Genomic DNA, 25009 nt, shown 5'->3' with positions numbered 1-25009 from the left:
ACGTACAAATACAAGAAACCGGACCCCGTCTTTCAGTGCGGAAGGACCCCCTGCAATGACCGATCTCGCCCCCAATCTCAGCGCCGAGGCGAAGCAGTACCAGCTCAAGCGCGCCAAGAAGGCGGCCCTCGCCGCCTTCCTTGGCGGTGCGCTGGAGTACTACGACTTCTTCATCTACGCCACCGCCGCCTCACTGGTCTTCTCCAAGATCTTCTTCCCGGCGGGGGATGCCACCGTCGCCCTCATCGCCTCGTTTGCCACCTTCGGCGTGGCCTACGTGGCCCGCCCCTTCGGCGCCGTCGTCTTCGGCCACCTGGGGGACAAGATCGGCCGCAAGAACACGCTCGTCCTGACCCTGGTGCTCATGGGATCGGCCACGTTCCTGATCGGCGCGCTCCCGGACTTCAACACCGCCGGCTACTGGGCGCCCGCCCTGCTGGTGGTCCTGCGCCTCATGCAGGGCCTCTCCGCCGGCGCGGAAACCGCAGGGGCCTCGGCCCTGTCCACCGAGGAGGCTCCGGAGGGCCGCCGCGGCTTCTTCGCCAGCTTCGCTATGAGCGGCATCTCCGCCGGCATCGTCCTGGCCTCGCTCGCCTTCCTCCCCGTGGCCGCCATGAGCGAGGCCGAGCGCCTCGCCTGGGGCTGGCGCATCCCGTTCTGGCTGTCCCTCGTGGTGCTGGTGGTCGCGTACCTGGTCCGGCGCTCCCTCGAGGAGCCCGAGGTCTTCGAGGAAAAGCACGACCACGGCGAACTCGTGAAGCTGCCCTTCGCCAAGATGTTCAAGACGCACCCGGCACAGTTCTTCCAGGTCGCGCTGATGTCCTTCGAGACCGTCACCAACACGTTCATGCAGTCCTTCGGCCTGGCCTACGCCGTGTCCGTCGGCGTCCCGGCCTCCACCATGCTGTGGGTGAGCATCCTGGGCAACGTCATCGCCATGTTCAGCCAGCCGCTGCTGGCCCTGCTCTCCGACCGCTTCGGCCGGCGCCCGGTGTTCATCGCCGGCGTCCTGGGGTCCGGACTGATGATCTTCGTGTACTTCTCCGTCATCTCCACCGGCAACATCCCGATGATCTTCCTCGCCAGCACGGTAATCACCGCCGGCACGTACTCGATGTCCAACGCGATCTACCCGGCGTGGTTCTCCGAGCTGTTCAACGTGAAGGTCCGCTACTCGGGCATGGCCATCGGCCTGCAGATCGGCATCCTCTGCGCCGGCTTCACGCCGCTGCTGGGCACCGCGCTGGTCGGCGCCGACAAGGCCAACTGGGGCCCCGCCGCCTGGATCGTCGCGGCCTCGTCCCTGCTGGCTGTGGCCGGCGCGTACTGGGCCCGCGAAACCCACAAGACCCCGCTGCGGCAGCTGGGCAACCCGGTCAAGTAGCCCCACCACAACTACCCCCACGATTGGAGTTTTTGTCCATTTGTCGCGACTTTAGGGCCCTTTAGCGGCCATTATCTGGACAAAAACTCCAACCATCTAACCGCGAACGAGCAGCTGGTGCCCTCAGATTGCTAATTTGAGGGCACCAGCTGCGTGTTGGGTGCACAGGGTTCGAGGGCACAGGAGGAACCGATGGAGCTTCGGCAGATCGAGGCGTTCCTTGCCGTGGCCGAGGAACTGCACTTCGGCCGGGCAGCGCACCGCCTCCGCATGGCCCAGTCACCGCTGAGCCAGACGATCCGGAAGCTCGAGAAGGAGCTGGGCTCGGACCTGTTCGAGCGCAACACCCGCTCGGTGGCCATGACGACGGCGGGTGTCGCCTTTCTCCCCCACGCCCGCCGGATCGTCGACGAACTTGATCTCGCCCGCCGTTCCGCTGTCACCGAACCCGGGACGTTCTACGGCCGGCTCAGCATCGGGTTTTCCGGTGCGCTGAACCACCGGACGCTTCCCCCGCTGACCCGCGCGCTCCGCCACCGCTACCCGTCCCTCGACCTCACCCTCACCGGCGGCCTGCTGACCCAGGATGCCCTGCAGCAGCTCCGGAACGGTTCCCTGGACCTCGCCTTCGTCGGACTGCCGCTCGATGCCGGCCCGCTGTCCACGCGCAGCATCGCGCTCGAGCAGCTCGGTGCCACCGTGCCGGTGGACCACCCGCTGGCCGAGCGGCCGGCCGTCGGGCTCGCAGAGCTGTCCGACGACGGTTTTGTCACCATGCGCGCCGCCCAGGGGTCCACCCTCCGCGAGGCCATCTTCTCGGCCTGCGCCGCCGCCGGGTTCCGGCCGAGGGTGGCACAGGAGGTCACCGACCCCTACACCGCGCTGTCGCTCGTGGCCGGCGGAGTCGGGGTGAGCCTCATGCCTGCTTCCATTGCCGGCATCATGCCCGGGGGCACGGTGTTCATCCCGCTGACCGGCACCGCTCCCCTGCTGGAGTCGGGCCTCGCCTGGAACCCGGCCGGCATCTCCCCCGCCCTGGCCCTGGCCCTGGCCGTCGCCGAGGAAGTCCTCCCCACCCCGGCTGGCTGACCTGCCCAACCCGGCCTTCCGCCGTCGTACATTATGTGTTTTTCACACATACTCATTGACCAAATAAGTGTTGGACGCGGCACAATCCCGGTGGCCACGATGGAGAGGACATCCGCCCCCAATGATGAGGACACACCCATGGGAACCTTTGCCGTCACCTACGCCTACACCGCCAACTCGTCCGCCGGCCGGGACGAGCACCGCCCCCGCCACGTCGACTTCCTCCAGCAGCAGTTCGACGGCGGCACGCTGGTAAAGAGCGGACCGTTCGGGCCCGGGGAGGATCCGGGGGCGCTACTGATCATCGAGTCGGACTCCAAGGCCGACGTCGAGGCGCTGATGGACCAGGACCCGTTCTACCGCAACGGCCTCGTGGCGCAGCGCAGCATCCGGCAGTGGAACGTGGTCTTCGGCGCCACCACCAGCGCCGGCGCCAGCCGGAACTAGGAGCGCACCATGCTGATCGCGCGCACCGTGGCCAGGGAAACCATCCGGTACGAGGACGTTCCGGAGCCGGCCCTCGAGCCCGGCCATGCCCTGGTCCGCGTCCACAACGTCACTCTCTGCGGAACCGACCTCCACATCTGGGAGGACGACTATCCGGCCGGGCTGCCCGTCATCCAGGGCCATGAATTCGCCGGCATCGTCGAGGCCATCGGAGACAGCGACGCCGGCATTCGCGCCGGTGACCGCGTCGCCGTCAGCCCGATGGTCTACTGCGGACAGTGCAAGCCGTGCCGCCTGGGCCGGTTCAACGTCTGCGAGAACATCGGTTGCATCGGCTGCTACTCGGACGGAGCGCTCGTGGAACTGCTCAGCGTGCCGGTGGAGAAACTGTGCCCCGTGCCGGACGGCCTGGAACTGGACCTCGCCGCCATGGCCGAGCCCGCGTCCATCGCCATGCAGGCGGTGAACCGGGGCCGGCCGTCACCCGGAGAAACAGCCCTGGTACTGGGCAGCGGTCCGATCGGGCTGCTCGCCGCGCTGTACCTCACGGAGCTCGGCGTGCGCGTTGTCTGCGCCGACACCGAGCCGGACCGTTTGGAGCTGGCCTCCGCGTTGGGCGCCGCGGACACGCTGCTGGTGGATCCCCGTGCGGATTTCCCCGGCGCGGACCAGGCCGCCCGGCTGGATGCGCTGACCGATTCGTCCGGCCCGGAGCTGGTCATCGAAGCCACGGGTGTCCCGTCCTCGCTGGAGACCTCCATCCGCCTGGTGTCGAGTGCCGGACGGGTGGTCCAGGTGGGGATTTCCGCGCGGACTGCGTCCCTTCCGATGAACGCCATCCCGTTCAAGGAGATCGACCTGCTGGGCAGCCGGAACAGCCTGAACCTCATCCCGGCAGGGCTGGAACTGCTGGCCCGGCACCGGGAGCAGGCCCGCGCGCTGATGACCCACCGCTTCCGCTTCGAGGACCTGCAGCAGGCCTTCGAACTGATGCGCGGCCGGACCGAGCCGGTGGGGAAGATCGTGGTGGACATGCCGGCCGCCCAGTCCGCCCGCCCGGCGGGAACCACCTTGCCCGCGGAGGTGCGGGCTTGAGCGGGAGCAACGGCGTGAGCGGCGCACCGGCAAGCCCGCCGCTCACCCCCGCCGGGAACATCTCTGGCACCTACGACGTGGTGGTCGCGGGCAGCGGTGCGGCCGGCCTGGTCGCCGCGGTCCGGTCGGCCGACGCCGGGCTCCGGGTCCTGGTCGTCGAGAAGGCGGCCCTGCTCGGCGGCACCACGGCAGCCGGCGGCGGCGTGATGTGGGCGCCGAACAACCATCTCGCCCGGCAGGCCGGCTACCGGGACAGCCACGAGGACGGGGTCGCGTACCTGACCGAGGCCGCCGGGCACGTGCTGACCCCGGCGGAGGTGGAGTGGTACGTCAGCACGGCGCCACGCGCCGTCGCCTATCTCGACGCCGAAACCCGGCTGTCGCTGACACCGATCGCCCGCCCGGATTACCACATGGAATGGCGGGGCGCGGCCGACGGCGGCCGCGGCCTGGACAACGGCGCCTTCGACCCGTCGGAGTTTCCGGGCCTCGCGGAGGCGATCCGGCCGTCGTCGTACTTCCCGCTGCTGACCATGACCGAGCGCGATCGGCTGAACGGCCGGGCCGCGGATCCTGAACTGTTGGCCCGGCGGGCCGCCACGGGCGTGCGGACCATGGGCGGCGCCCTGGCGGGGTCGCTGCTGGCCAGCGCCCTGGACCGCGGCGTGGAGATCGCAGTCTCCGCGCCGGTCGATGACCTGGCCCGCGACGGGGACAAGTGGACGGTGACCCTCGGCGGCGCCGCGGCCAGCAAGACCATCTCGGCAGCCGCCGTCGTGCTCGCCTCCGGCGGTTTCGAATGGAACCCGCGGCTACGCCGGGCGTTCCTGCCGTTTCCGGTGACGCCCATCAGTGCGCCGTCCAACGAGGGCAACGGCCTCGAGCTGGGACTGAAGGCCGGCGCCGCCGTGGCGGACATGACCGCGATCTGGGGTGTGCCGGTGATTTCCGAGGCCGCACACGAGTACGACGGCGTGCGGTCCGGCCGGATGGGGAACGTGGAAATGACCCTTCCCGGCTCGATCACGGTGAACGCGGCCGGAAAGCGGTTCGTGAATGAGGCCCTGAACTACCATGATGCCTGCCGCGTGTTTGCCTCCGTGGACCCGGCCACCGGACGCCAGCAGAACAACCCGGCGTGGCTCGTGTTCGATGCGGCGTACTTGGCGAAATATCCGGTCGCGGGTTCATCGGCAGGCTCGCCGGCGGACTGGATGACGGCTGCGGACTCGCTGGCGGAGCTGGCCGGCCGCGTGGGGATCGACCCCGCCGGACTGGCCGCCACGGTGGCCCGCTTCAACGCCGACGCCGCGCAGGGCGTGGACACGGAGTTCCACCGCGGCGCCACGCCGCAGGACCGCTTCCTCGGCGACGCCGCCAACACGCCCAATCCCTGTCTGGCACCCTTGACGACGGCGCCGTTCTACGCGGTCCGGATTTCTGCCGGCGTGCTGGGAACCTCCGGCGGTCTCGACACGGACTTCAACGGCCGCGTCCTGGACCGGCACCGGCAGCCGATCCCCGGGCTCTATGCGGCGGGCAACGTCTCCGCAGGCGTTTTCCGCAACAACTACCCCGGCGGCGGAGCAACCCTGGGCTCGGCCATCACCCGGGCCTTCGCAGTAGGCGAGCACCTCGCCACGCACCTCTAGCCGCGAGCTACCGATGGAGTTTTTGTCCATTTGTCGCGACTTTATGGCCCTTTAGCGGCCATTATCTGGACAAAAACTCCCTAGCCAAACGGGAGGAAGGACGACGGCGGGACCACCCGCCGTCGTCCTTCCTGCGTTAAAGCGGTCCCCCGCCCAAGCTCCCGCCGCCCACCTGTGATGCAACTCATGGAAAACTCTTGACAAGCTTGTACAAGTTTTTCCATACTTGAGGAGAAGGGTTTCAACGAAGCAACTGGAGGACCGATGGCGGCAAAACTTACGGACGTCGCAAAGCTCGCAGGCGTCTCGCTCGCCACGGCGTCACGGGCGTTCGGCGACCCCGGCCGGCTCGCCGCCGAAACGCGCCAGAAGGTCATGGACGCCGCCGCCCAGCTCGGGTACGACGTCCCCGGCCTGAACGGCAGCCGCACGTTCGGCGTCGTGGTTCCGGACATCTCCAACGCCGTGTTCGCCGCACTCATCAAGGCCATCCAGGACCAGGCCTGGCACGGCCGGCACCGCATGGTCCTGGCCGACACCGGCGAGTCCTCCGCCCGCGAGCGCGACCACCTCGCGGCCTTCGCCACCGGAGTGGACGGGATCATCCTCTGCTCCCCGCGCCTCCCCTCGGACCAGATCCACAACCTGGCCGGCAACGCGCCGCTCGTCGTGATCAACGGCGAAGCGGACCAGGCAGCCCGCGTGCTCATGGAAGCCGGCGAAGGCATCCGCCAGGCCGTCGAGCACCTCCACGCCCTCGGCCACCGCAAGCTCGCCTACATTCCCGGCCCGGCCTCCTCCTGGGCCAACGGCCAGCGGCTCGCGGCCATCACCCGTCTCTGCGAAGAGTGGGGAATCGAACTGGTCACCGTGGGCAACCAGAACGCCACGGTCGACGGCGGTTTGGCCGCCGCCGCCTCGGTGGTCGCCAGCGGCGCCACCGCCGTCATCGCGTACAACGACCTCGTCGCCATCGGCATGCTCGCCGGCGCCCGGACGCTCGGCTACCACTGCCCCGAGGACATCAGCGTGGTGGGCATCGACGACCTCGACATCGCCGCGGCCGCCGAACCCGGCCTCACCTCGGTCCGGGTCCCCATCAGCCGCAGCGGCTCCCTGGCCCTCGAACTCCTCCTCGAACAGATCGCCGGCAAGCCCACCGCCACCGAGGCGGTCCACCTCAACTCGCAGCTCATCGTGCGCGGCTCCACGTTCGCCGCCCGCACCGCCGACCAGACCCTCCAGGGAAAGTAACCATGAGAATCGTCATCGCAGACTCCAACCTGATGCCCCAGCGCGCCACCTTCGAGGCGGCGCTGCCGGAAGGCACCGTCACGTCCTGGCACGACAGCTGGAACGAACACTCCGTCCTGACCGACCTCAAGGACGCCGACGTCTACGTCGGACCGAAGTTCACCGCCGCCATGGGCGCCGAAGCGCGGAACCTCCGGCTGGTGCACGTGGCAGGCGCCGGCTACGACGGCATCGACGCGGACGCCCTGCCGGCAGGCGCCGTCTGCGCCAACACCTTCCACCACGAGGGTTCCATCGCCGAACACATCGCCACCGTGCTCGTGGCGCTGCGCCGCAACCTGCTGGGCCAGGACGCCGCCCTGCGCACCGGCGTCTGGTCCTCCTCGGTCTACTCCCCCGACATCCGCCAGCCGGAAACGCTGCGCGGCGCCGTGGTGACCTTCCTCGGCTTCGGCCACATCGGCAGCGCCGCCTGGAAGCTGCTGCAGGCCTTCGGCGCGGAGGGCATCGCCATCACCCGCAGCGGATCCGTCAACGCTGCTGACCACGGCCTGCGCTGGGCGGGCGCCACGGACCGCCTGGGCGAGGCCCTCAGCGAGTCCGACGTGCTGGTGGTCAGCATCCCGCTCGACGCCGGCACCACGTCCCTGATCGGCGCGGCTGAACTGGACGACCTCGGCCCCGACGGGCAGATCGTCAACGTCGCCCGCGGTCCCGTCGTCGATGAAGCCGCACTTTATGAGGCGCTGAAGGAGCGCCGGATCGCCGGCGCCGCCATCGACGTCTGGTACCAGTACCCGGGTACCGACGGCCGCGGCGAACCGTCCTCGCTGCCGTTCGGCCGGCTCGACAACGTCATCATGACCCCGCACTCCTCCGGCGTCACCGCCGAAACCTTCCGCGGCCGCGCCCGCGAGATCGCCGAAAACATCACCCGCCTGTCCGCGAACCAGCCACTCAAGAATGTAGTGATTTCCCGATGACCCGAAAAATCGTCGACGTCGACGTCCTCGTCACCAGCCCCAGCCGCAACTTCGTCACCCTGAAGATCACCACCGACGACGGGATCGTCGGCTGGGGCGACGCCACCCTCAACGGCCGCGAACTCTCCGTGGCCAGCTACCTCCGTGACCATCTCGCCCCCGCCCTGCTGGGCCGGGACGCCGACCGGATCGAGGACACCTGGCAGTACTTCTACCGCGGCGCCTACTGGCGGCGCGGGCCGGTGACCATGGCAGCGATCGGCGCCATCGACCTCGCCCTGTGGGACATCAAGGGCAAGGCTTTGGACGTCCCCGTCTACCAGCTGCTCGGCGGCGCCGCCCGGGACAAGATCCTCACCTACACCCACGCCACCGGCTGGGACGTTCCCGAACTCCTCGACTCCGTGGACCGCCGCCGGGAACAGGGCTTCCGCGCCGTCCGTGCGCAGTCCGGGGTCCCGGGCCTGGACAAGGTCTACGGCGTCACGAAGGGCGCCGCCAGCTACGAGCCTGCAGGCCGCGGCGCCGGTCCGGTGGAGGAGGACTGGGACACCTCTGCCTACCTCCGCCACGCCCCCAAGGTCCTGGCAGCAGTCCGCGAGCACGTGGGCGCGGACCTCAAGCTCCTGCACGACGTCCACCACCGGCTCAACCCCACCGAGGCCGCCCGGCTGGCCAGGTCGCTGGAGGACGTGGACCTGTTCTGGCTCGAGGACGTCACCCCGGCCGAAAACCAGCGGCTGCTGCGCACCCTGCGCCAGCAGACCACCATCCCGCTGGCCATCGGCGAGGTCTTTAACACCGTCTGGGACTGCGAGCACCTCATCACCGAACGCCTCATCGACTTCATCCGCACCGCCGTCGTCCATGCCGGAGGCATCTCCCACGTCCGCAAGATCCTCGCGCTGGCGGAGGTCTACCAGATCAAGGGCGCGCCGCACGGCCCCTCCGACGTCTCGCCGATCAACCTCTCCGCCTCGCTCCACCTGGGCCTGGCCACCAGCAACTTCGCCATCCAGGAATACATGGGCTACGACCCCCTGGTGTCCGAGGTGTTCCAGTCCAGCTTCCGCTTCGAGGACGGCTACCTCCACCCCGGCGACGAACCCGGCCTCGGCGTTCACGTGCATGAGGAGGCGGCCTCCCGCTTCCCCTACAAGCAGGCCTACCTGCCCATCGCCCGTGAGCTCGACGGCTCCATGAAGGACTGGTAAACCATGGCCTCCATTCCCCCGCTTTCCGCGGCCACCCCCGGAATCCTCCGGCGGCCGGCCGCACCCGCCGCCGGGATCGTCCACCTGGGCCTGGGCAACTTCCACCGCGCCCACCAGGCCGTCTACACCGACGCCGCCGTCACCGCCCACGGCGGCGACTGGGGCATCATCGGTGTCGCCAGCCGCTCCAACGCCATCCCGGACGCCATGCACGCCCAGGACATGCTCTACACCGTGGTGGAAATTTCCCCCGAAGGCTCGAAGTTCTCTGTTCCGCGGGTCCACACGGACGCGTTCACCGCCGCAGCCGATCCTGGCCGGGTGGTCAAGGCGATTGGCGACGCCGGCACCCGGATCGTGTCGCTGACGGTCACCGAAAACGGCTACAACTACACCCCCGCCACCGGATCCCTGAACCTGCAGGACCCCGCCATCCGGCACGACCTCGCCCACCCCGGATCACCCCGGACACCGATCGGGCAGATCGTCCGCGGCCTGCAGCACCGGTCCCGCACCCATGCCGAACCGGTCACCATCCTCAGCTGCGACAACCTCGCCGACAACGGCCACCACACCCGGCGGTTGGTCCGCGAATTCGCCTCGCTGCTCCCGCCCGCCGAAGCCGCCGAGGCCTTGGCCTTCCTCGACACCCGCGCCAGCTTCCCCTCTTCCATGGTGGACAGGATCGTGCCGGCCACCACCGACCACTACCGCAGCCTCGTGGCGGCCAAGCGCGGCTACAGCGACCGGATCCCCGTCCCTGCCGAACCGTTCACCATGTGGATCGTCGAGGACAACTTCATCGCCGGGCGCCCGGCCTGGGAAGCGGGCGCCGCGGTGTTCTCCGACGAGGTGGCCGGCTACGAGCAACTGAAGGTCCGCCTGCTCAACGGCACGCACTCCCTCATCGCCTACCTCGGAGCCCTCACCGGCGCCGTCACCATCCCCGAATCCGTCTCGCACCCCGCCATCGAAATGGCCGCCCGCTCCGTGCTGCGGAACGAGTTCCTGCCCAGTGTCTCGGTCCCTTCGGGCGTGGACGTGGACGCCTACGAGGAACAGCTCTTCTCCCGCTGGCGCAACACAGCCCTGGGCCACCGCACCAGCCAGGTGGGCTCGGACGGATCCGTCAAACTCCGCCAGCGGATCCCGCTGCCGGCGCTGCAGATGCTCGACGACGGCCGGTTGCCACAGCTGCTGGCCCTCACCACCGCCGCATATCTCGCATGCATCGCCCCGCTTTCCGGGTTCGATCCCGGACCCCAGGCCCATGCCATGGAGGACCCGGCCCGCGGGCTGCTCTCCGGGCTGGCGGCCGAATCCCGCTCGGGCCAGGACCTCGCCCGCAGGGTCCTCGGCGACCACCACCTCCTCGGCGAGGAACTGGCCGAACGCGACGAGTTCACCGCCCGCACCGGGGAGTTCATCGACATCATCCACTCGGCAGGCCCGCTCGCCGCCATCGCGGAGGCCAACGCTGCCCTGACCCCCGCCCCGTCCCTTCAAACCACACGGAGCACGCCATGACCACCCAGGCCATACCGTCAACCAATACAGCCGGGCTCCCCACCGGCACCCAGGCCGCGGTGCTGCACGCCGCCCGCGACCTGCGCATCGAGCACAAGCCGCTGCCTGCCCTCGGCCCGAACGACCTGCTGGTCGAGATGCGCTCCGGCGGGATCTGCGGCTCGGACATGCACTACTTCGCCGACGGCCGGAACGGCACCAACGTCCTGCGCCAGCCCACTGTCCTGGGCCACGAGGGTGCCGGCGTCGTCATCGCCGCCGGACCGGCGGCGAAAGTCGCCGCCGGCACCGCCGTCGCCATCGAGCCGGCCCTGCCCTGCCGGGAATGCCCCACCTGCCTGTCCGGGCGCTACAACCTCTGCCCGGCCGGAACCTGCTTCGGCTCCCCGCCCACGGACGGTCTGTTCGCCCGCCATGTGGTGGTGCCCGAGGCCGCCGTGCACCCGCTGCCGGAGACCATCCCGGCCGAAATCGGGGCAGCGATCGAACCGCTCGCCGTCGCCGTCTGGGCCGTGGAACGGGCACAGGTCCGGGAGGGCCACCGTGTGCTGGTCACCGGCGCCGGGCCCATCGGCCTGCTGGTCGCCCAGGTCGCGGCAGCCCGGGGCGCCGCCGAGATCGTGGTGACGGACGTGAACGACGACCGCCTCGCCGTCGCCGCCAATTTCGGCGCCACCCGCACCATCAACACCGCAACCACCCCGCTGGACCTGGCGGCCATGGACCGGCTCATCGAATGCTCCGGCAACCCCCGGGCTCTGGCGGACGGCATCCAGACACTGGCGCCGGCAACCCGCGCCACCGTCGTCGGCCAGGCGAAGCCCAGCGTGGACGGCATCCCGCTCGGGTTCCTCCAGCGCTACGAGATCGACCTCGTCACCGCGTTCCGCTATGCCAACGCGTTCCCGACGGCGATCGAGCTCGCCTCCACCGGCGTTGTTGACCTGCCGTCCATCATCACCAGCACGTTCCCGCTCGACGAGGCCGCGGCCGCCCTCACGGCACCGGTGACCGACCCCACCAACCTCAAAGTACTCATCACTTACTGACCCGCTGGTTGAGCCTCCCCAACCGCTCCCTAGCCTCGCAAGCTCGGCCAGGGAACCCGGCGGTCGTGGGCCCAGCCACAGCGTGACATCCATTCAAAGGAGTTTGGAAATGACCACAGCAGCGCACGTTCCCCCAGGGAATATCGACCAAAGCAAAGTCCGGAAGGCCGCCGTCGCCGGCCTCATCGGCACCACCCTCGAACTGTACGACTTCGTCATCTACGGCACCGCCTCGGCGCTTGTCTTCAGCAAACTGTTCTTCCCCAACGTCTCCCCCGCCGCTGCGCTGATCGCCAGCTTCACCACCTTCGCCGTCGGCTTCCTGTTCCGCCCGCTCGGCGGCGTCTTCTTCTCCCACTTCGGCGACCGCCTCGGCCGTAAGTGGATCCTCGTGGTCACCCTGCTCCTGATGGGCGGCGCCACGCTGGCCATCGGCCTGCTGCCCACCTTCGACCAGATCGGCCTGTTCGCCCCGCTCCTGCTGTGCGTGTGCCGTGCAGCCCAGGGCTTCGGCGCCGGCGCCGAGCAGTCCGGCGGCGCCACGCTCCTCACCGAATCCGCCGCCCCCGGCACCCGCGGCAAGCTGGCCTCGCTGATCATGGTCGGCGCCGCTGCCGGCACCGCCCTCGGCGCGCTGGTGTGGATCGCCGCCCAGTCCCTGGCTCCGAACGACATGCTGACCTGGGGCTGGCGTCTGGTCTTCCTCTCCAGCATCTTCGTCACCGTCGCCGCCCTGATCATCCGGCGCAAGCTCGACGAGTCCCCCGTCTTCGAAGAGATCAAGCAAGCCCGCACCGAGCCGCCCGCACCGCTCAAGGAGGTCGCCAAGCACGGCAAGGCCAACGTCCTGCGCGTCATCCTGATGAACTTCGGCGTCAGCACGCAGTCCTACACCATCCAGGTCTTCATGGCCTCGTACCTGATCACCGTCGTCGGAACCGACCCCAAGTTCATCCCGCCGGTACTGCTCATCGGTGCGCTCTGCGGCGGCGTCGCGGCCGTGTCCTTCGGAATCCTGTCCGACAAGATCGGCCGCCGGCGCGTCGTCTCCCTCATCACCGGAGCGCTCATCCTCTTCCCGGCACCCGCCTTCATGCTGCTGACCACCGGCTCCCCCGTCGCCATCGTGCTGGTAATCATCGTGGGCTTCATGCTGGCCTGCCAGGGCGTGGTGGGTGTGCACATGAGCTACTTCCCGGAGATCTTCGGCAGCCGCTACCGCTACGCCGGCGTCACCCTGGGCCGCGAGTTCTCCTCCATCATCGGCGGCGGCATCGCACCGATGGTCTGCGCCGGACTGCTGGGCCTCTTCAGCAACTCCTGGATCCCGGTGGCCATCTATATGTCGCTGACCATGCTCGTCAGCTTCGTCGCCACGCGGCTCTCCCCGGAAACCGTCAACCGCGACCTGACCGACCCCGAGGACGCCCGCCCCGCCGGCGGTGTGGTCGCCACCCCTACGGTCGCGGCTGACCTGGCCGCCGCCCGCACCGCCAAGTAACCAGCACCACCTTTTACTGCCAGTGCACGACGGCGGCACGTGCCGCCGTCGTGCACTGGCAGGTCCGCTCCACCAGCCAAGACGCAAGCCCGCCAACTCCTAAGGAATCACATGCTCCGCCTCGAAAACCCCGGCACGGCGTCCCGGCCGGCACCCTCCGCAGTCCTCCGCGAGACCCGGGCCGTGGCCGTGCTCCGGGCCAGGCACGCCACGGACTACGCGCCGGTCATCGAGGGGCTGCAGCGCGGCGGCGTTCTCAGCATCGAGCTCACGCTCAGCACGCCCGGCGTCTGGGAGGAGCTTCCCCTGCTCCGGGAACGGTTCGGGGATACCCTCGAGATCGGCGTCGGGACGGTCACGGAAGCCTCGGAAGCCGAGACTGCCCTCGACCTGGGCGCGGCCTACATCGTCACACCGGTCACGGATGCCGGCGTCATCGCGGCCTGCGTTCGCCGCGGCGTGCCGGTCTACCCGGGCGGCCTGACACCCACGGAACTGCACACCGGCTGGAAACTGGGCGCCACCGCCGTCAAGGTCTTCCCTGCCTCCACGGTCGGAGCAGGTTACGTGTCACAGCTTCGGGGCCCGTTCCCGGACATCGAGGTGATCCCGTCAGGCGGCGTCAACATCGAGGACGTGCCCGCCTGGATCGCGGCCGGCGCCCTTGCCGTCAGCCTCGGCGGGCCGCTTCTGGGCGATGCCTTCAAGGGCGGCGACCTGCAGGACCTCACGGCCAGGGCACGGCGGGTGCGCGAGCTGATCGACCGGACCACCGAGCAGCTGGGGGCCGCCAAGTGAGCGGGTCGGGCAGCGCCGCACCGTACGTCCTCACGTTCGGCGAGACCATGGCGCTGATGCGCGCCGACCAGGTGGGCCCGCTTGCGCACGCCTCCACCATGAGCCTGGGCATCGGCGGTTCCGAATCTAACGTGGCCATCGGCCTCCGCCGCCTCGGCGTGCAGGCTGTGTGGTGCGGGCGCGTAGGGGCGGACTCCCTGGGCCAGCTGGTGGAGCGCGAGATCCGGGCCGAGGGCGTGGACGTCCGCATCGCCGTCGATCCTTCCGCCCCTACCGGCCTGATGATCAAGGAGCGCCGGACACCGGAGGCGCAGCGCGTCAGCTATTACCGTGCCGGGAGCGCCGGTTCGCGGATTGCGCCGGCTGACGTGGACGAGTCGCTCATTGCCGGAGCCGGGCTGCTGCACGTCAGCGGCATCACACCTGCGTTGTCGTCCCAGGCGGAGGCGACGCTGCGGCATGCCATCGGCGTGGCCCGGGCTGCCGGCGTTCCGGTGTCGTTCGACCTGAACTTCCGCGGCAACCTCTGGTCCGCTGAAGGTGCCGGCAGCGTCTACCGCGACATCATTCCGCTCGCGGACATCGTGTTCGCCGGCGAGGACGAGGCCTCGATCGCCGTCGGCCCCGGTGAACCCGAGGAGCTGGCCCGGCAGATTGCCGGGCTGGGCCCTTCCCAGGCGGTGATCAAGCTTGGCGCAGACGGAGCCCTGGCACTGGTTGACGGTGCCTTCTTCCGGCAGGCGGCTGTTCCCGTTTCTGTGGTGGACACGGTCGGTGCCGGCGACGCGTTCGTGGCGGGCTACCTGGCCGAACTCATGGAAGGCCGCGGCCCGGAGGAGCGCCTCCGTACCGCCGCTGCAACCGGCGCATTCGCCTGCCTCGTCCCGGGCGACTGGGAAGGCTTCCCCCGCCGCCACGAACTGGCGCTCCTGGAAGCAAAAGAGCCGGTCTCCCGCTGACAGAAGAGTTTTTGTCCATTTGTCGCGACTTCAGGGGCCTTTAGCGGCCATTATCTGGACAAAAACTCCAGATCGAACGCAAGAAGGACGACGGCGGGATCACCCGCCGTCGTCCTTCTTGCGTTTAGCCTCGCACCCTGCGCTGTCCGTTATGACTCCAGGTAGCTACGAACGCTGCTCCGCAGAGCGTCTGCGTGCTCGTAGATCTCGTCGAGGGAGTTGATGGGGATACGCGTCTCAGTCTTGCTTTCATCGAAAACACCCAGATACTTCTGGACGCGGTTGAAGTGCAATCTGGCAATCGGCTTCCGGTTGTTGTCATCGAGCAGAACCGCAAAGTAGGACTTCGCGTCGCGCTGCACGACCCTCGCAGGCTTAACATCGCCGCACACAATTGCCCGAACGATATGGAATCCTTCCAGCTCTTCCAGAGTGGTCTCGATCCCGGTCTCCATCAGGTCGTCCTCCGCCGACTTCTCGCTGGTGACAGTAGCCGCAATCTCAGGGTCACTTGCCATTGGGAAGTTTGGAGCACCCAGTGCCGTCTTCAACCGTTCGTTGACCTGATCATTGAGGAATTGCTTGGTCGCCTTCGTTACCAGGCCAGTGAACTGCTCCCTGACCTTCTGTGTGTACGGTCCCTCATAGACCTTCGCCGTCAGGAATTTGATCCAGTCATCCTCAGGCTGCTTGAACTCAGACGCGATGACCCTCTTAATTGCCCCAATGTACTTCAGTTCACCCGCGGCGCTGATGATCGATTCGAGATCGAACACGTCCTTGGACAGCTTCATCAACTCGGGAATGAGGGTCTCGTCAACCTCGTTGAGGTCCAGAACGAGGAACGGCTTCGCGTCCATGCGGTTGGGCGCGTCCAGGTCCGTAAAAAACTGATACACCTCGCCGTTGGTCAGAATGGCGATACGGGCATTCGTCACCGCGAAGTACCGGAAGAGCTGGGAGGCGTGCTCAATCCGCAAGGGCTCTTTGGACTTCTTGCATTCGATAAGGATCTGCACTGTTCCGCCATGCATGATGGCATAATCGATCTTTTCGCCCTTTTTCACACCGACGTCTGCCGTAAACTCCGGCACGACTTCCAAGGGATTGAAAACGTCATAACCAAGAATTGTCGAGATGAAGGGCATCACGAAGGCGTTCTTCGTTGCCTCTTCAGTCTCGATCTGTGACCTCTGCTGCCGCACTTTTGCTGCCAGCGCGGTCAATCGTTCAGCAAACTCCATTGTCCCCTCCAGGATCACTTCCACATCAGCACAGCAAAAAGAGCATGGCATATGTGTAAAAGCTATGTGCTATCGCGACGGGCAGCAAGATATACAAGCCACCCGATGAATCCGGGCTTGCAACCGCCTAGTTTCCCGAACCGGAAGCAGCCGAAATGACAATCAGGAGGAAGACCAGTAGCGAGAGAACGCCCGCAATCGTGTCGATCCAGCCGAGAACTTTGCCCAACGTCGCGGCGTGGTGCAAGGCTTCCGCTTTCCGCGCGTTGGAAATTGCCAGCGGTCCGAACACGATGCCGAGGAAGAAGAATCCTATGACGCCGAAGATGACGGACTTTTCTTTGAATTTGCTGCCATGGAAGAACTCAAGGGAGTTATTCTGCTGCACATTCGGATAGTTCGGATACTGGTACGGCTGGTTGCTGGGGTAAGACATGTGAGCCTTTCGCGATGTAGGCGGTTATCTTGTTGCGGGAGTGATCGCCACAGCGTGCATTGCCGGCCGTCGATTCCCCCGATGAAACGTACCTTGAGCGAGCTGCTCAAAGAGGCCTTTCAGCAAATCCTGCGGAAATCCTCCCTATAATCTGTGAAGATGTTGAGGGTGGGTCCCAATATTTGGACACAAGCAGGGGAGAACGACGACGGAACGTCCCCCCTTTGATGGCAAAGTGGGGAGATTTTGTCCATTTGTCGCGACTTCAAAGGCCCTAAGCGGCCATTATCTGGACAAAAACTCTAAGGGGAAGCGGGCGGAATCACTTGGCGAGCTGGGCCGCTCCGAAGGACACGCTGAACTGGACGCACCACAGATCCACGGACTTGTATCTGGCGAGGTCAACGCCGTCGGGGATCGTGTACACCTGGTTGCCCTGGTTCCCCTTGATCACGCCCAGGTCAAAGTGCTCGGCGGAACCGGCCGTGAACCACCCGGCCGTGCCCTCCACCACGTCCGCGGCACTGAGCCAGACGTGCACATCCGGACCGTTGGAGGTGTCGAGATACTCCAGCGTCAGAACGCGTTTGCCACCGGGCCGCTGAATGATCCGGACGGTTCCTGTCGTGGCGTGTTCGTGGCTGATGAGCGAACCCTCGGCAAGTTGAGCCGAACCCGCAGGGGACGCGGAAGCGGAGGGTTTCGCGGTGGGGGAGGCTTCGCCCGGTGACGCCGAAGCCACAGCTGTGGGCAGCTGCTCGTCCACCCGCACGTCCACAAACAGAAGCCACGGCTTGAACAGCACGAGCCCCAGCGCCAGCACGACGGTGCCCACAGCGGCGGCGATAACCCAGCGGCGCTTCCGGTTGCGGGCCTGCATGCTGCAAATCTACACCCATCGAAATGGATGAGCTTTTGTCCACGTATCGCGAGTTGAGGGGCGTTTAGCTGTATTGCCCGGACACGTTGATTGATCAGGCCGACTGGGTGGCGTTCCTTGAGCGGGTGCGGTGGCGTCGGACGGCGTCCCGGCTGGCGCATCGTGGTGAGCAGTAGCGCTGGGTGCCGTTGCGCGAGATGTCCACGATCACGTTCAGGCATGGATTCGAGGCGCAGTGCCCGAGGCGGTTGATGCCACGCGTGGTCAGATGGAGTGCTGTCCCGACGGCGAACACCGAGTGGAGGACCAGGGGCAGGTCGTCGTCGGTGTCGCGGTAATGCAGGTGCCATCCCTCGCGGTTGTGGTCGGTCAGGCGTGGGTAGGCCGCGACAGCCGCCATCTGCTGGTTCAGCAGGTGGGCGCGTTCATCAGCGGTGTCGGCGTCCACAACGGTCAACCATTGGTCGAGGACGTCTCTGCAGCGGGCGTGGTCGCCGGGCCGCTCGGGGAAGGGCATCGTCATGCCGTGCTCACGAGTGCGGGCAACTATGCCTGCGCGGTCCGAGGGCCAGTCGTTCGCCAACGATTGCGCGAGGAGTACCGCGTACTCACCGTAAGGGTTGAGATGCATAAGGCCATTACATCAGAGTGAAGCCATGATGACTCCCTTGATGATGTTTCCGGTATCCGCGCAGGCGGCCCTGGGGATGGTGACCGCTGCTCTGGCGATGGTGCTCACCCCCGGACCCAACATGATGTACCTCGCCTCACGCAGCATCGGACAGGGCCGACGCGCGGGGCTGGTGTCGTTGGCCGGAACCGGCGTGGGCTTCGCGATCTACATGCTGATGGCCAACCTCGGCCTGGCCATCGTGTTCGTAACTGTCCCGTGGGTGTTCATCGGGTTCAAGGCAGCTGGCGTCGCCTACTTGGCCTGGTTGTCGTGGCAGGCGCTCCGCCGGGGCGGCGCCGGCGTCTTCGAGGTCCGCGACCTGCCCCCAGACAGCGACTGGCGACTGTTCCGGATGGGGCTGGTCACCAACCTGCACAGGGCGTGGCCCTCGGCCTACTGCAGATCGGCGTCAGCATCACCATCAACGCGCTCATCGTGATGGGTGCCGGGTCGATCGCCGCTATCCTCGCTCGCCGCCCCGCCTGGACGATCTGGCAGCGGCGCATCACCGGCACACTGCTCGGCGCTGTCACGATCATGCTTGCTCGGGAAGTTCCTGCCCGAGCCCACATCTGAGCTGCCATGTCGCACCAAAACGCCGCACTCACGCCCCGCCATCGACTCAAGGTCGCCCAGCTCGTCGTCGAAGAAAGCTGGCCGATCAGCGAAGTCGCTGCCCGCTTCCAAGTCTCCTGGCCCACGGTCAAACGTTTGGGTCGACCGGTACCTCGCTGGCGAGCCTATGCACGACCGCTCGTCACGCCCGAAGACCTCGCCGAACAAGACGAGCAAACCGGTGACGAGGCGCTGCGTGAGCCTACGCATGCGGCTGAGGGAAGGGCCGGTCCAGCTCGCCGCGCGGCTCGGGATCGCCCCATCAACGGTCCACCGCATACTGCGATTGGCGCACCTGAACCGACGGCGGCGGCTGGCGGCATGTCGGCCGCCGCCAAGGCGAGAAGAACCCCTCAGCTATCCCGGACAAGCCGAAGAGCAAGTGGAACAACCCCAAGCTCGGCTACGCGTTCGTGCACACGGTCATCGACGACCACTCCCGCGTAGCCTACAACCGAGATCCACGATGACGAGACAGCAGTAACCGCCGTCGGCGTCCTACGCCGGGCCGTCGGGTGGTTCGCCGAGCGTGGGGTCACCATCGAGCGGGTCCTATCCGACAACGGCGGCGCATATCGGTCTTACCTGTGGCGCGACACGTGCGAGGCCCTGTCGATCCGCCCGAAGTTCACCCGCCCATGCCGACCACAGACGAACGGGAAGGTGGAGCGCTTCCACCGCACGATGGCCGACGGGTGGGCCTACGCCCGCTGCTACGCCAGCGAGCAAGAACGCCGCGACGCGCTCCCCAGCTGGCTCCATCAGTACAACCAGCATCGGCCCCACACGGCCTGCGGGAACCAGCCGCCCTTCTCACGATTGAACAACGTCCCCGGGCAGTCCATTTAGCGGCCATTATCTGAACAAAACTCGGAACCGGAGAGGGGGTTACCCGACGCGGGGCAGCGGCTCCCCCGCGGTCAGGGCTGCAGCCATCCGCGCGGTGGCCTGGGCGGAAGTGGGGAGCCTGGCCGGGTGGGACTTCAGCCAGGCCGGGATCCGCTCGGCGGGCAGGGGCTTGCTCCAGAGGTAGCCCTGGGCGAGGCGCACACCCAGGCGGCGGAGTTCGCTCAGCTGGACGGCAGTTTCCACGCCTTCGGCCACCACATCCAGCCGCAGGCTCTCCGCCATGCCGAGGACCAGCTCGATGATCGTGGCCCCGTGCGGATCGGTCCCCAGTTCCTCGACGAAGGTGCGGTCGATCTTGAGGGTCCGGGCCGAGAGCCACTTGAGGTAGCTGAGCGATGAGTAGCCGGTGCCGAAGTCGTCGATGGACAGGCCCACGCCCAGGCGGGCCAGCCGCTGCAGGGTTTCCTTGGGCAGGTCCGGCTGGTCCATGAGCACAGTCTCGGTGATTTCCAGATGGACGGCGGCCGGGTCGATGCCGGTGTCGCGGATGGCCGCCTCCACGACGTCGGGAAAGTCGCCGGCCACGAGCTGGCGGCCGGAGATGTTGACCGCCGCGGTGAAGTTCTCCGCCCCCGGGACCTGCGTGCGCCATTGCTGCACCGTGCGCAGCGCCTCGCGGAGCACCCAGGTGCCGATCGGCAGGATCAGGCCCGTCTCCTCGGCAATGGGAATGAAGGCGTCAGGCATGATCGGGCCGTGCTCGTGGTGGTGCCAGCGCAGCAGCGCCTCGAAGCCCACGGCGCCCTCCGTGGAAACGTCGATGATCGGCTGGTAGTTCAGGGTCAGCTCGTTGCGCTCCAGCGCCAGCCGCAGGTCTGACTCGAGGTCCAGGCGCCCGGTGGCCCGTCCTGTCATGCGCACGTCATAGATCGCGGACGAATCCCCGCCCGCGGATTTGGCCCGGTACATGGCGGCGTCGGCCCCCTGCAGCATCGATTCCGCGGTGTCCTCCCCGTCCGCCAAGGCGATGCCCACGCTGACATTGAGGTAGATCTGCCGGCCATCCACGTCGAACGGCTGCCGGGTCGCAGCCCGGATCCGTTCGGCCACGGCCTGGGCCCCGCTCATCTGCAGGTTCTCGCAGATCACCACGAATTCGTCGCCGCCAAACCGGCCCACCGTGTCGGTGTCGCGGACGGAGGCCTTCAGCCGCTCCCCCAGCTGCACCAGAATCTGGTCGCCGGCGCCGTGGCCGATGCCGTCGTTGATCAGTTTGAACCGGTCGACGTCGACGAACATCACCACCGGACGGGCGGTCCGGTCCAGGAACCCCTGCAGGACCTCGGTCACCATGTACCTGTTCGGCAGGCCGGTCAGGGCGTCGTGGCGCGCCTGCCACTCCAGGATCTGTTCCGCGTTCTTCCGGTCGGTGATGTCCAGGACGGTGTCCAAGAACCGGATCGGCCTGCCGTCGGCACCCTTCATGCTCCGGATGCGTGAGTGCAGCCACCGCTCTTCGCCGGTGGGCCGGATGATCCGGTACTCGAAGTCTGCGAAGCCAAGCCCGCGGTCCAGGCTCTCCCACACGTCGCGGACACGGTTCCGGTCCTCCGGGTGCGTCCGCGCCAGGATGGTTTCCCTGTCCTTCGGCCCGTCTGCCGGCATTCCGAGGATCCGGTCGAATTCCTCCGAATGCCACGTCTCGCCGGTGGCCACCGTGTGCTCGACGCTGCCAACGTGGGCCATCTCCTGGGCTGCCAGCAGCCGCTCGCGTTCTGCTTCGGCCGCCGCTTTCAGGCGCTGGATCTCCGTGACGTCCCTGGCGATGGCCGACGCGCCCACCCGGATGCCGTCCTGGTCGTAGACGGGAGACACGGTCAGTTCGACGTCGATCACCGACCCGTCCTTGCAGCGCCAGCGGGCCTCCACACCCGTGACGAACGCCCCGCTCCCCGAACGGGAGGTGACGTCCGTGCCAAAGTAGGCGCCGTCGTCGGCCGTCACCAGCCCATGGCTGTGTCCCACAGCCTCCCACGAGGTCCAGCCGAGCATCCTCGCTGCACCCGCGTTCCAGCTGGTGATCTTGCCGGTGAGGTCGGCGCCGATGATGGCATCGCCGGAGGATTCGACCATGGCCGAGAGCCGGCGCAGGATGGCCTCGGTGTGCTTGCGGTCGGTAATGTCCTTTGAAATCGCCACGACTGCCACGGGCACCGTGTGCCGTCCCCTGATCCGGCTGACGGTCGCGTGGACCGGAAATTCCCGGCCGGTGCTGTGGCGCACCCACAGCTCGCCGGCCCAGTCCCCGCCGCGGGCGATCCTGTGGGCAATTTCCAAATCCGTCGCAGCCTGGCCCCGCTCCTTGGAGCCGTCCACGATGCCCAGGTCACTGATCTTCCGTCCCAGCGCCTTGTCCGGGCCCAGCCCGTACAAACGCTCCGACGCGCGGTTCCAGTACGTGATGCGCCAGTCGCCGTCCATGCCGATGACCGACTGGCCGATCTCGTCCAGCAGCAGCGACTGCATGACTAAATCGTCGCGATGTTCCCCAGCCATAACCCCTCCGACAGGTGCTCCCCCAGATGGCAGCGCGGTCAAGACGCACTAAGAAGCGGACCCGTTTGCTTAGGGAACCGTGCACGAAGTAAATCAGCAGGACGGGGTTCCTGCAAGAGTTTCCGCTACGTGGCGGCCTCCGCCTCCGCGAGCCGGATCATGCGCAGCTCATCCCGGACCGCACGGGAAGGCCAATGGTCACCGGCCAATTCCCGGAGCCGGGCAGGTCCCGCCCCCGGGAAAAGCTTGTCCATCAGCCCTGCCGCGTGCAGCAGGCCAATCAGCGCGGCGGTTCTGGCGTCCGACGCCGATCCGTTGAGTATGCTTTCGATCCTCGCCAAAAGTGCCGCTTCCGGAGCATGGTCCTTCTCCGGATAGCGCGTGGTCCTGAAGACGCCGAGGTGCTTTTCGCCCACGTGGGTCACGATGCCGAGAGCGGCCATCCCCTCATAGACCCGGTGCAGTTCGGCCCGGCTTTCCAGCATGGCAACCCAGCGCCGCGGGCTGTGCGGGCGGGACTTGTCGTGGATCAGCTCCCACTGGTGCAGGAAGTCCGATTGCGGCGGGGCTCCCGTGGCCCGCACGTACTTCCCCTGCAGCTGGATTGCGCCCAGCAGGTCAAGCTCGGCCAGGATGGCGCCGGACAGTGCGGCCTTGAGGACGCTCGGCGGCACTTCCGGCTCCCCGTCCTTCTCTTTCGTCGCCAGCAGAAGGAACGCCTGTGGCAGGTTCAGCTCCCCGGCGCCCGGTATTTCGGTGCTCATACCCTCATGGTCGCGCGCTCCAGCCACCGCTGCAATGGACAAACACTTCCCGCAAACGAAATTGCAGAGTACATTTAATGCAATCGCCCTTGCAGAGTGATCCGGGTTACAGAACCCGCGCACGCCACAGACTCTGCCAACAGAAAGAGGCCTGTCGTGAACCCCAACACCGCCGGACTGGAAGCCAGCACCGGAACCGGCGCTGCCCCTTCCTCCCATGCATGGCTCGGCGACGCGCTTCCGGACGTTGCGCTGTCCAAGGCCCAGAGCCGGGTGGTCGATGTTATTGCGCGCAACCCGCAGCTGTCCTCGTATGCGGACATCGCCGAGATAGCCCAACGTGCCGACGTCAACAACTCGACGGTGGTCCGCGCGGCGCAGCACCTGGGCTACCGGGGCTGGCCGGACCTGCAGCGGGAACTGCGGTCCCGCTACCTGGTGATGATCTCCACCGAGGACACCCTGACGGAACACGGGGAACACCGCAGTCCCCTGCATGACGCGCTCAACCACGACATCGAGAACCTCCGCCTGACGCTGGACTCCAACACGGCCGACGACGCCGAGGCAGCCATCGCCACCATGGCCGCGGCCAAGTCCATCATCGTCCTGGGGCTGGGCTCGTTCGCCGGACCCGCCAGCGTGATGGCCCACCTGGGCTCCACCATGGGTTACCCCATCACCCTCGAGAACCGCGGCGCGGTTCACCTCGCCTCCAGCGCCAACGCCCTCGGGCCCGGCGACGTCCTGGTGGTCATCAACATGTGGCGCTCCATGCGGCAGATCATCGTCACCGCCGAAGCCGCGAAGCAGGCTGGCGCCAAGGTCATCGCCATCAGCGACATGCGCCGCGGCCGCCTGGCAGCCGTCGCCGACCACCTCCTGGTGGTGGCGTCGGAGGGCATCTCCTTCTTCCAGTCCGTCACCGCCGCAAACTCACTGGTCTACGGCCTGCTCGCAGGCATGGAGGCAGCGCACCCCGAGCGCAGCCGCGCAGCCATCCGCCGCACGCAGCAGCTCTGGAAAGACCTCGACATCTACCTCGACTGACCGGCGGCACCCGTAACCGCACCCCCCACTCGTTCTCTTCAAGGAGCAACTTTATGAACACCAGCACCGAACGCCGCGTCGCCGTCATCGGCCTCGGCTCCATGGGCGGGGCGATGGCCGCCACGCTCCACAAGGCAGGCTGGCAAGTCACCGGTTTCGACCCCTCCGAGGCAGCACGCACCGCCGCGGCCGGCGCCGGCATCGCCACCACCGCCAGCGTGGAAGACCTCGCCGGAACCCCCTATGCGGTGCTCTCGCTGCCCGCCGCGACCGTCGTTGAAGCAACCGTGCCGCAGCTCCTGGCGGCACCGGGAAGCGTCGCGATCATCGACACCACCACCTCCGAACCGGCAACGAGCAAGCAGATGGCCGAACTCGCAGAAGCCCAGGGCGCAGCGTTCGTGGATGCTCCGGTCTCCGGCGGGCGCGACGGCGCAGCAACGGGCACGCTCAGCGCCTTCGTCGGAGCAACCGACGCCGCGCTTGCCGCCGCCGAACCCGTCCTGCTGGCACTCACCGGCGGCAAGTACAACCACATCGGCGGCCCCGGCAGCGGCAACGTCGTCAAGCTCCTCAACAACGTCCTGGCGGCGGCCAACCTGGTCTCGGTAGGAGAGGCCCTGGGCGTCGCCAAGGCGTACGGCATCGATCCCGCCAAGGCGGCGGCCAGCATCAGCGACGCCTCCGGCGGCAGCAAGGTCTCCGCGAACATGTACCCCAACTGGGTGCTCTCCGGAACCCATGACTCCGGTTTCTCGCTGGGGCTGATGGCACGCGACGCCGCCCTCGCCGTGGACGTCGCCGCCCGGATCGGCGAAAATCCGGCCTTGCTGACCGCCGTCGCCGGCCAATGGCAGGACGCCCTGGCTGCCCTCGGCCCACGCGCGGATTTCACCGAAATCGCGCGGACCGTGGCCCCGGCCATCACCCCAGCCGGCGCACCCGGCAGCACAAACACCAAAAACGACACCACCGCCGTCGCCTGAGCGG

Annotated in this window: 22 protein-coding genes and 1 pseudogene; 17 read left to right on the top strand and 6 right to left on the bottom strand. The window is 67.5% G+C overall.

The window, feature by feature from the left end; all coding sequences use genetic code 11:
• Positions 1-55 precede the first annotated feature (55 nt).
• The 13 genes from R5O87_RS17070 to R5O87_RS17010 all read left to right on the top strand — a co-directional run bounded on the left by R5O87_RS17070 (position 56) and on the right by R5O87_RS17010 (position 14952).
• On the top strand, positions 56-1384 hold the full coding sequence (locus R5O87_RS17070; protein WP_410556821.1) for an MFS transporter: 1329 nt from the start codon (positions 56-58) through the stop codon (positions 1382-1384).
• Between the two features lie 192 nt (positions 1385-1576).
• A complete protein-coding gene (locus R5O87_RS17065) occupies positions 1577-2473 on the top strand; it encodes a LysR family transcriptional regulator (protein ID WP_410556820.1) in 897 nt (298 codons plus the stop codon).
• A 138-nt stretch (positions 2474-2611) separates the two neighbouring features.
• On the top strand, positions 2612-2920 hold the full coding sequence (locus R5O87_RS17060) for a YciI family protein (protein ID WP_410556819.1): 309 nt from the start codon (positions 2612-2614) through the stop codon (positions 2918-2920).
• A gap of 9 nt (positions 2921-2929) precedes the next feature.
• Positions 2930-4015, top strand: coding sequence for an alcohol dehydrogenase catalytic domain-containing protein (locus tag R5O87_RS17055; RefSeq protein WP_410556818.1), 1086 nt, complete (start codon positions 2930-2932; stop codon positions 4013-4015).
• Complete coding sequence (locus tag R5O87_RS17050) at positions 4012-5667, top strand: FAD-dependent oxidoreductase (protein ID WP_410556817.1); 1656 nt, start codon at positions 4012-4014, stop codon at positions 5665-5667. The genes R5O87_RS17055 and R5O87_RS17050 overlap by 4 nt, the downstream gene beginning before the upstream one ends.
• Positions 5668-5931: 264 nt before the next feature.
• Positions 5932-6921: a LacI family DNA-binding transcriptional regulator gene (locus tag R5O87_RS17045; RefSeq protein WP_410556816.1), complete on the top strand. Its 990-nt coding sequence runs from the start codon at positions 5932-5934 to the stop codon at positions 6919-6921.
• Between the two features lie 2 nt (positions 6922-6923).
• Entirely contained in the window at positions 6924-7904 is a 981-nt protein-coding gene (locus R5O87_RS17040) for a 2-hydroxyacid dehydrogenase (protein WP_410556815.1), read from the top strand.
• Positions 7901-9118 (top strand): D-mannonate dehydratase ManD, encoded by a 1218-nt coding sequence (gene manD / locus R5O87_RS17035; RefSeq protein WP_410556814.1) that lies wholly within the window; start codon positions 7901-7903, stop codon positions 9116-9118. The genes R5O87_RS17040 and manD overlap by 4 nt, the downstream gene beginning before the upstream one ends.
• A 3-nt stretch (positions 9119-9121) precedes the next feature.
• Positions 9122-10645, top strand: coding sequence for a mannitol dehydrogenase family protein (locus R5O87_RS17030; RefSeq protein ID WP_410556813.1), 1524 nt, complete (start codon positions 9122-9124; stop codon positions 10643-10645).
• Positions 10642-11694 (top strand): alcohol dehydrogenase catalytic domain-containing protein, encoded by a 1053-nt coding sequence (locus R5O87_RS17025; protein WP_410556812.1) that lies wholly within the window; start codon positions 10642-10644, stop codon positions 11692-11694. The genes R5O87_RS17030 and R5O87_RS17025 overlap by 4 nt, the downstream gene beginning before the upstream one ends.
• 109 nt (positions 11695-11803) lie before the next feature.
• Complete coding sequence (locus R5O87_RS17020; RefSeq protein WP_410556811.1) at positions 11804-13195, top strand: MFS transporter; 1392 nt, start codon at positions 11804-11806, stop codon at positions 13193-13195.
• Between the two features lie 111 nt (positions 13196-13306).
• Positions 13307-13993, top strand: coding sequence for a bifunctional 4-hydroxy-2-oxoglutarate aldolase/2-dehydro-3-deoxy-phosphogluconate aldolase (locus R5O87_RS17015; protein ID WP_410556810.1), 687 nt, complete (start codon positions 13307-13309; stop codon positions 13991-13993).
• Entirely contained in the window at positions 13990-14952 is a 963-nt protein-coding gene (locus R5O87_RS17010) for a sugar kinase (protein ID WP_410556809.1), read from the top strand. The genes R5O87_RS17015 and R5O87_RS17010 overlap by 4 nt, the downstream gene beginning before the upstream one ends.
• Positions 14953-15101: 149 nt before the next feature.
• Here R5O87_RS17010 and R5O87_RS17005 read toward each other — a convergent pair whose 3' ends face one another.
• From R5O87_RS17005 to R5O87_RS16990, 4 genes are all read right to left on the bottom strand, one after another.
• Positions 15102-16196, bottom strand: coding sequence for a type I restriction endonuclease (locus R5O87_RS17005; RefSeq protein ID WP_410556808.1), 1095 nt, complete (start codon positions 16194-16196; stop codon positions 15102-15104).
• Between the two features lie 127 nt (positions 16197-16323).
• On the bottom strand, positions 16324-16632 hold the full coding sequence (locus R5O87_RS17000; RefSeq protein WP_410556806.1) for a hypothetical protein: 309 nt from the start codon (positions 16630-16632) through the stop codon (positions 16324-16326).
• A gap of 322 nt (positions 16633-16954) precedes the next feature.
• On the bottom strand, positions 16955-17512 hold the full coding sequence (locus R5O87_RS16995; RefSeq protein ID WP_410556805.1) for a DM13 domain-containing protein: 558 nt from the start codon (positions 17510-17512) through the stop codon (positions 16955-16957).
• Positions 17513-17606: 94 nt separating this feature from the next.
• A complete protein-coding gene (locus R5O87_RS16990; RefSeq protein ID WP_410556804.1) occupies positions 17607-18143 on the bottom strand; it encodes a CGNR zinc finger domain-containing protein in 537 nt (178 codons plus the stop codon).
• Positions 18144-18168: 25 nt separating this feature from the next.
• Here R5O87_RS16990 and R5O87_RS16985 point away from each other — a divergent pair, with 25 nt between their 5' ends.
• Together R5O87_RS16985 and R5O87_RS16980 are read left to right on the top strand one after the other, a co-directional pair.
• On the top strand, positions 18169-18624 hold the full coding sequence (locus tag R5O87_RS16985; protein ID WP_410556803.1) for a LysE family translocator: 456 nt from the start codon (positions 18169-18171) through the stop codon (positions 18622-18624).
• 143 nt (positions 18625-18767) lie between these two features.
• Positions 18768-19649, top strand: a pseudogene (locus R5O87_RS16980) (IS481 family transposase).
• 39 nt (positions 19650-19688) lie between these two features.
• On the opposite strand, the gene R5O87_RS16975 reads toward R5O87_RS16980, so the two are convergent.
• Both R5O87_RS16975 and R5O87_RS16970 read right to left on the bottom strand, forming a co-directional pair.
• On the bottom strand, positions 19689-22175 hold the full coding sequence (locus R5O87_RS16975; RefSeq protein ID WP_410556802.1) for a sensor domain-containing protein: 2487 nt from the start codon (positions 22173-22175) through the stop codon (positions 19689-19691).
• A gap of 155 nt (positions 22176-22330) precedes the next feature.
• A complete protein-coding gene (locus R5O87_RS16970; RefSeq protein ID WP_410556801.1) occupies positions 22331-22969 on the bottom strand; it encodes a GOLPH3/VPS74 family protein in 639 nt (212 codons plus the stop codon).
• A 156-nt stretch (positions 22970-23125) separates the two neighbouring features.
• Here R5O87_RS16970 and R5O87_RS16965 point away from each other — a divergent pair, with 156 nt between their 5' ends.
• Both R5O87_RS16965 and R5O87_RS16960 read left to right on the top strand, forming a co-directional pair.
• A complete protein-coding gene (locus tag R5O87_RS16965) occupies positions 23126-24019 on the top strand; it encodes a MurR/RpiR family transcriptional regulator (RefSeq protein WP_410556800.1) in 894 nt (297 codons plus the stop codon).
• Between the two features lie 53 nt (positions 24020-24072).
• Positions 24073-25005 carry an NAD(P)-dependent oxidoreductase gene (locus R5O87_RS16960; protein WP_410556799.1) on the top strand — a complete coding sequence of 311 codons (933 nt, stop codon included), beginning with the start codon at positions 24073-24075 and terminating at the stop codon, positions 25003-25005.
• The last annotated feature ends 4 nt before the right edge of the window (positions 25006-25009 follow it).

Origin of the sequence: Arthrobacter globiformis, assembly GCF_046536215.2 — a bacterium.
Lineage (GTDB): Bacteria > Actinomycetota > Actinomycetes > Actinomycetales > Micrococcaceae > Arthrobacter > Arthrobacter globiformis_E.
Note: the sequence above shows the minus strand (reverse complement) of the source record. Positions and strands in the feature narration are given on the sequence as shown.

What these genes read in the sequence shown, in the direction of transcription:
- R5O87_RS17005 (WP_410556808.1), bottom strand. Translation starts at nt 16,196, where the DNA reads ATGGAGTTTGCTGAACGATTGACCGCGCTGGCAGCAAAAGTGCGGCAG.
- R5O87_RS16995 (WP_410556805.1), bottom strand. Translation starts at nt 17,512, where the DNA reads ATGCAGGCCCGCAACCGGAAGCGCCGCTGGGTTATCGCCGCCGCTGTG.
- manD (WP_410556814.1), top strand. Translation starts at nt 7,901, where the DNA reads ATGACCCGAAAAATCGTCGACGTCGACGTCCTCGTCACCAGCCCCAGC.
- R5O87_RS17045 (WP_410556816.1), top strand. Translation starts at nt 5,932, where the DNA reads ATGGCGGCAAAACTTACGGACGTCGCAAAGCTCGCAGGCGTCTCGCTC.
- R5O87_RS16985 (WP_410556803.1), top strand. Translation starts at nt 18,169, where the DNA reads ATGATGACTCCCTTGATGATGTTTCCGGTATCCGCGCAGGCGGCCCTG.
- R5O87_RS17025 (WP_410556812.1), top strand. Translation starts at nt 10,642, where the DNA reads ATGACCACCCAGGCCATACCGTCAACCAATACAGCCGGGCTCCCCACC.
- R5O87_RS17055 (WP_410556818.1), top strand. Translation starts at nt 2,930, where the DNA reads ATGCTGATCGCGCGCACCGTGGCCAGGGAAACCATCCGGTACGAGGAC.
- R5O87_RS16960 (WP_410556799.1), top strand. Translation starts at nt 24,073, where the DNA reads ATGAACACCAGCACCGAACGCCGCGTCGCCGTCATCGGCCTCGGCTCC.
- R5O87_RS16975 (WP_410556802.1), bottom strand. Translation starts at nt 22,175, where the DNA reads ATGCAGTCGCTGCTGCTGGACGAGATCGGCCAGTCGGTCATCGGCATG.
- R5O87_RS17040 (WP_410556815.1), top strand. Translation starts at nt 6,924, where the DNA reads ATGAGAATCGTCATCGCAGACTCCAACCTGATGCCCCAGCGCGCCACC.
- R5O87_RS17060 (WP_410556819.1), top strand. Translation starts at nt 2,612, where the DNA reads ATGGGAACCTTTGCCGTCACCTACGCCTACACCGCCAACTCGTCCGCC.
- R5O87_RS17030 (WP_410556813.1), top strand. Translation starts at nt 9,122, where the DNA reads ATGGCCTCCATTCCCCCGCTTTCCGCGGCCACCCCCGGAATCCTCCGG.
- R5O87_RS17065 (WP_410556820.1), top strand. Translation starts at nt 1,577, where the DNA reads ATGGAGCTTCGGCAGATCGAGGCGTTCCTTGCCGTGGCCGAGGAACTG.
- R5O87_RS16990 (WP_410556804.1), bottom strand. Translation starts at nt 18,143, where the DNA reads ATGCATCTCAACCCTTACGGTGAGTACGCGGTACTCCTCGCGCAATCG.
- R5O87_RS17070 (WP_410556821.1), top strand. Translation starts at nt 56, where the DNA reads ATGACCGATCTCGCCCCCAATCTCAGCGCCGAGGCGAAGCAGTACCAG.
- R5O87_RS17015 (WP_410556810.1), top strand. Translation starts at nt 13,307, where the DNA reads ATGCTCCGCCTCGAAAACCCCGGCACGGCGTCCCGGCCGGCACCCTCC.
- R5O87_RS17020 (WP_410556811.1), top strand. Translation starts at nt 11,804, where the DNA reads ATGACCACAGCAGCGCACGTTCCCCCAGGGAATATCGACCAAAGCAAA.
- R5O87_RS16970 (WP_410556801.1), bottom strand. Translation starts at nt 22,969, where the DNA reads ATGAGCACCGAAATACCGGGCGCCGGGGAGCTGAACCTGCCACAGGCG.
- R5O87_RS17000 (WP_410556806.1), bottom strand. Translation starts at nt 16,632, where the DNA reads ATGTCTTACCCCAGCAACCAGCCGTACCAGTATCCGAACTATCCGAAT.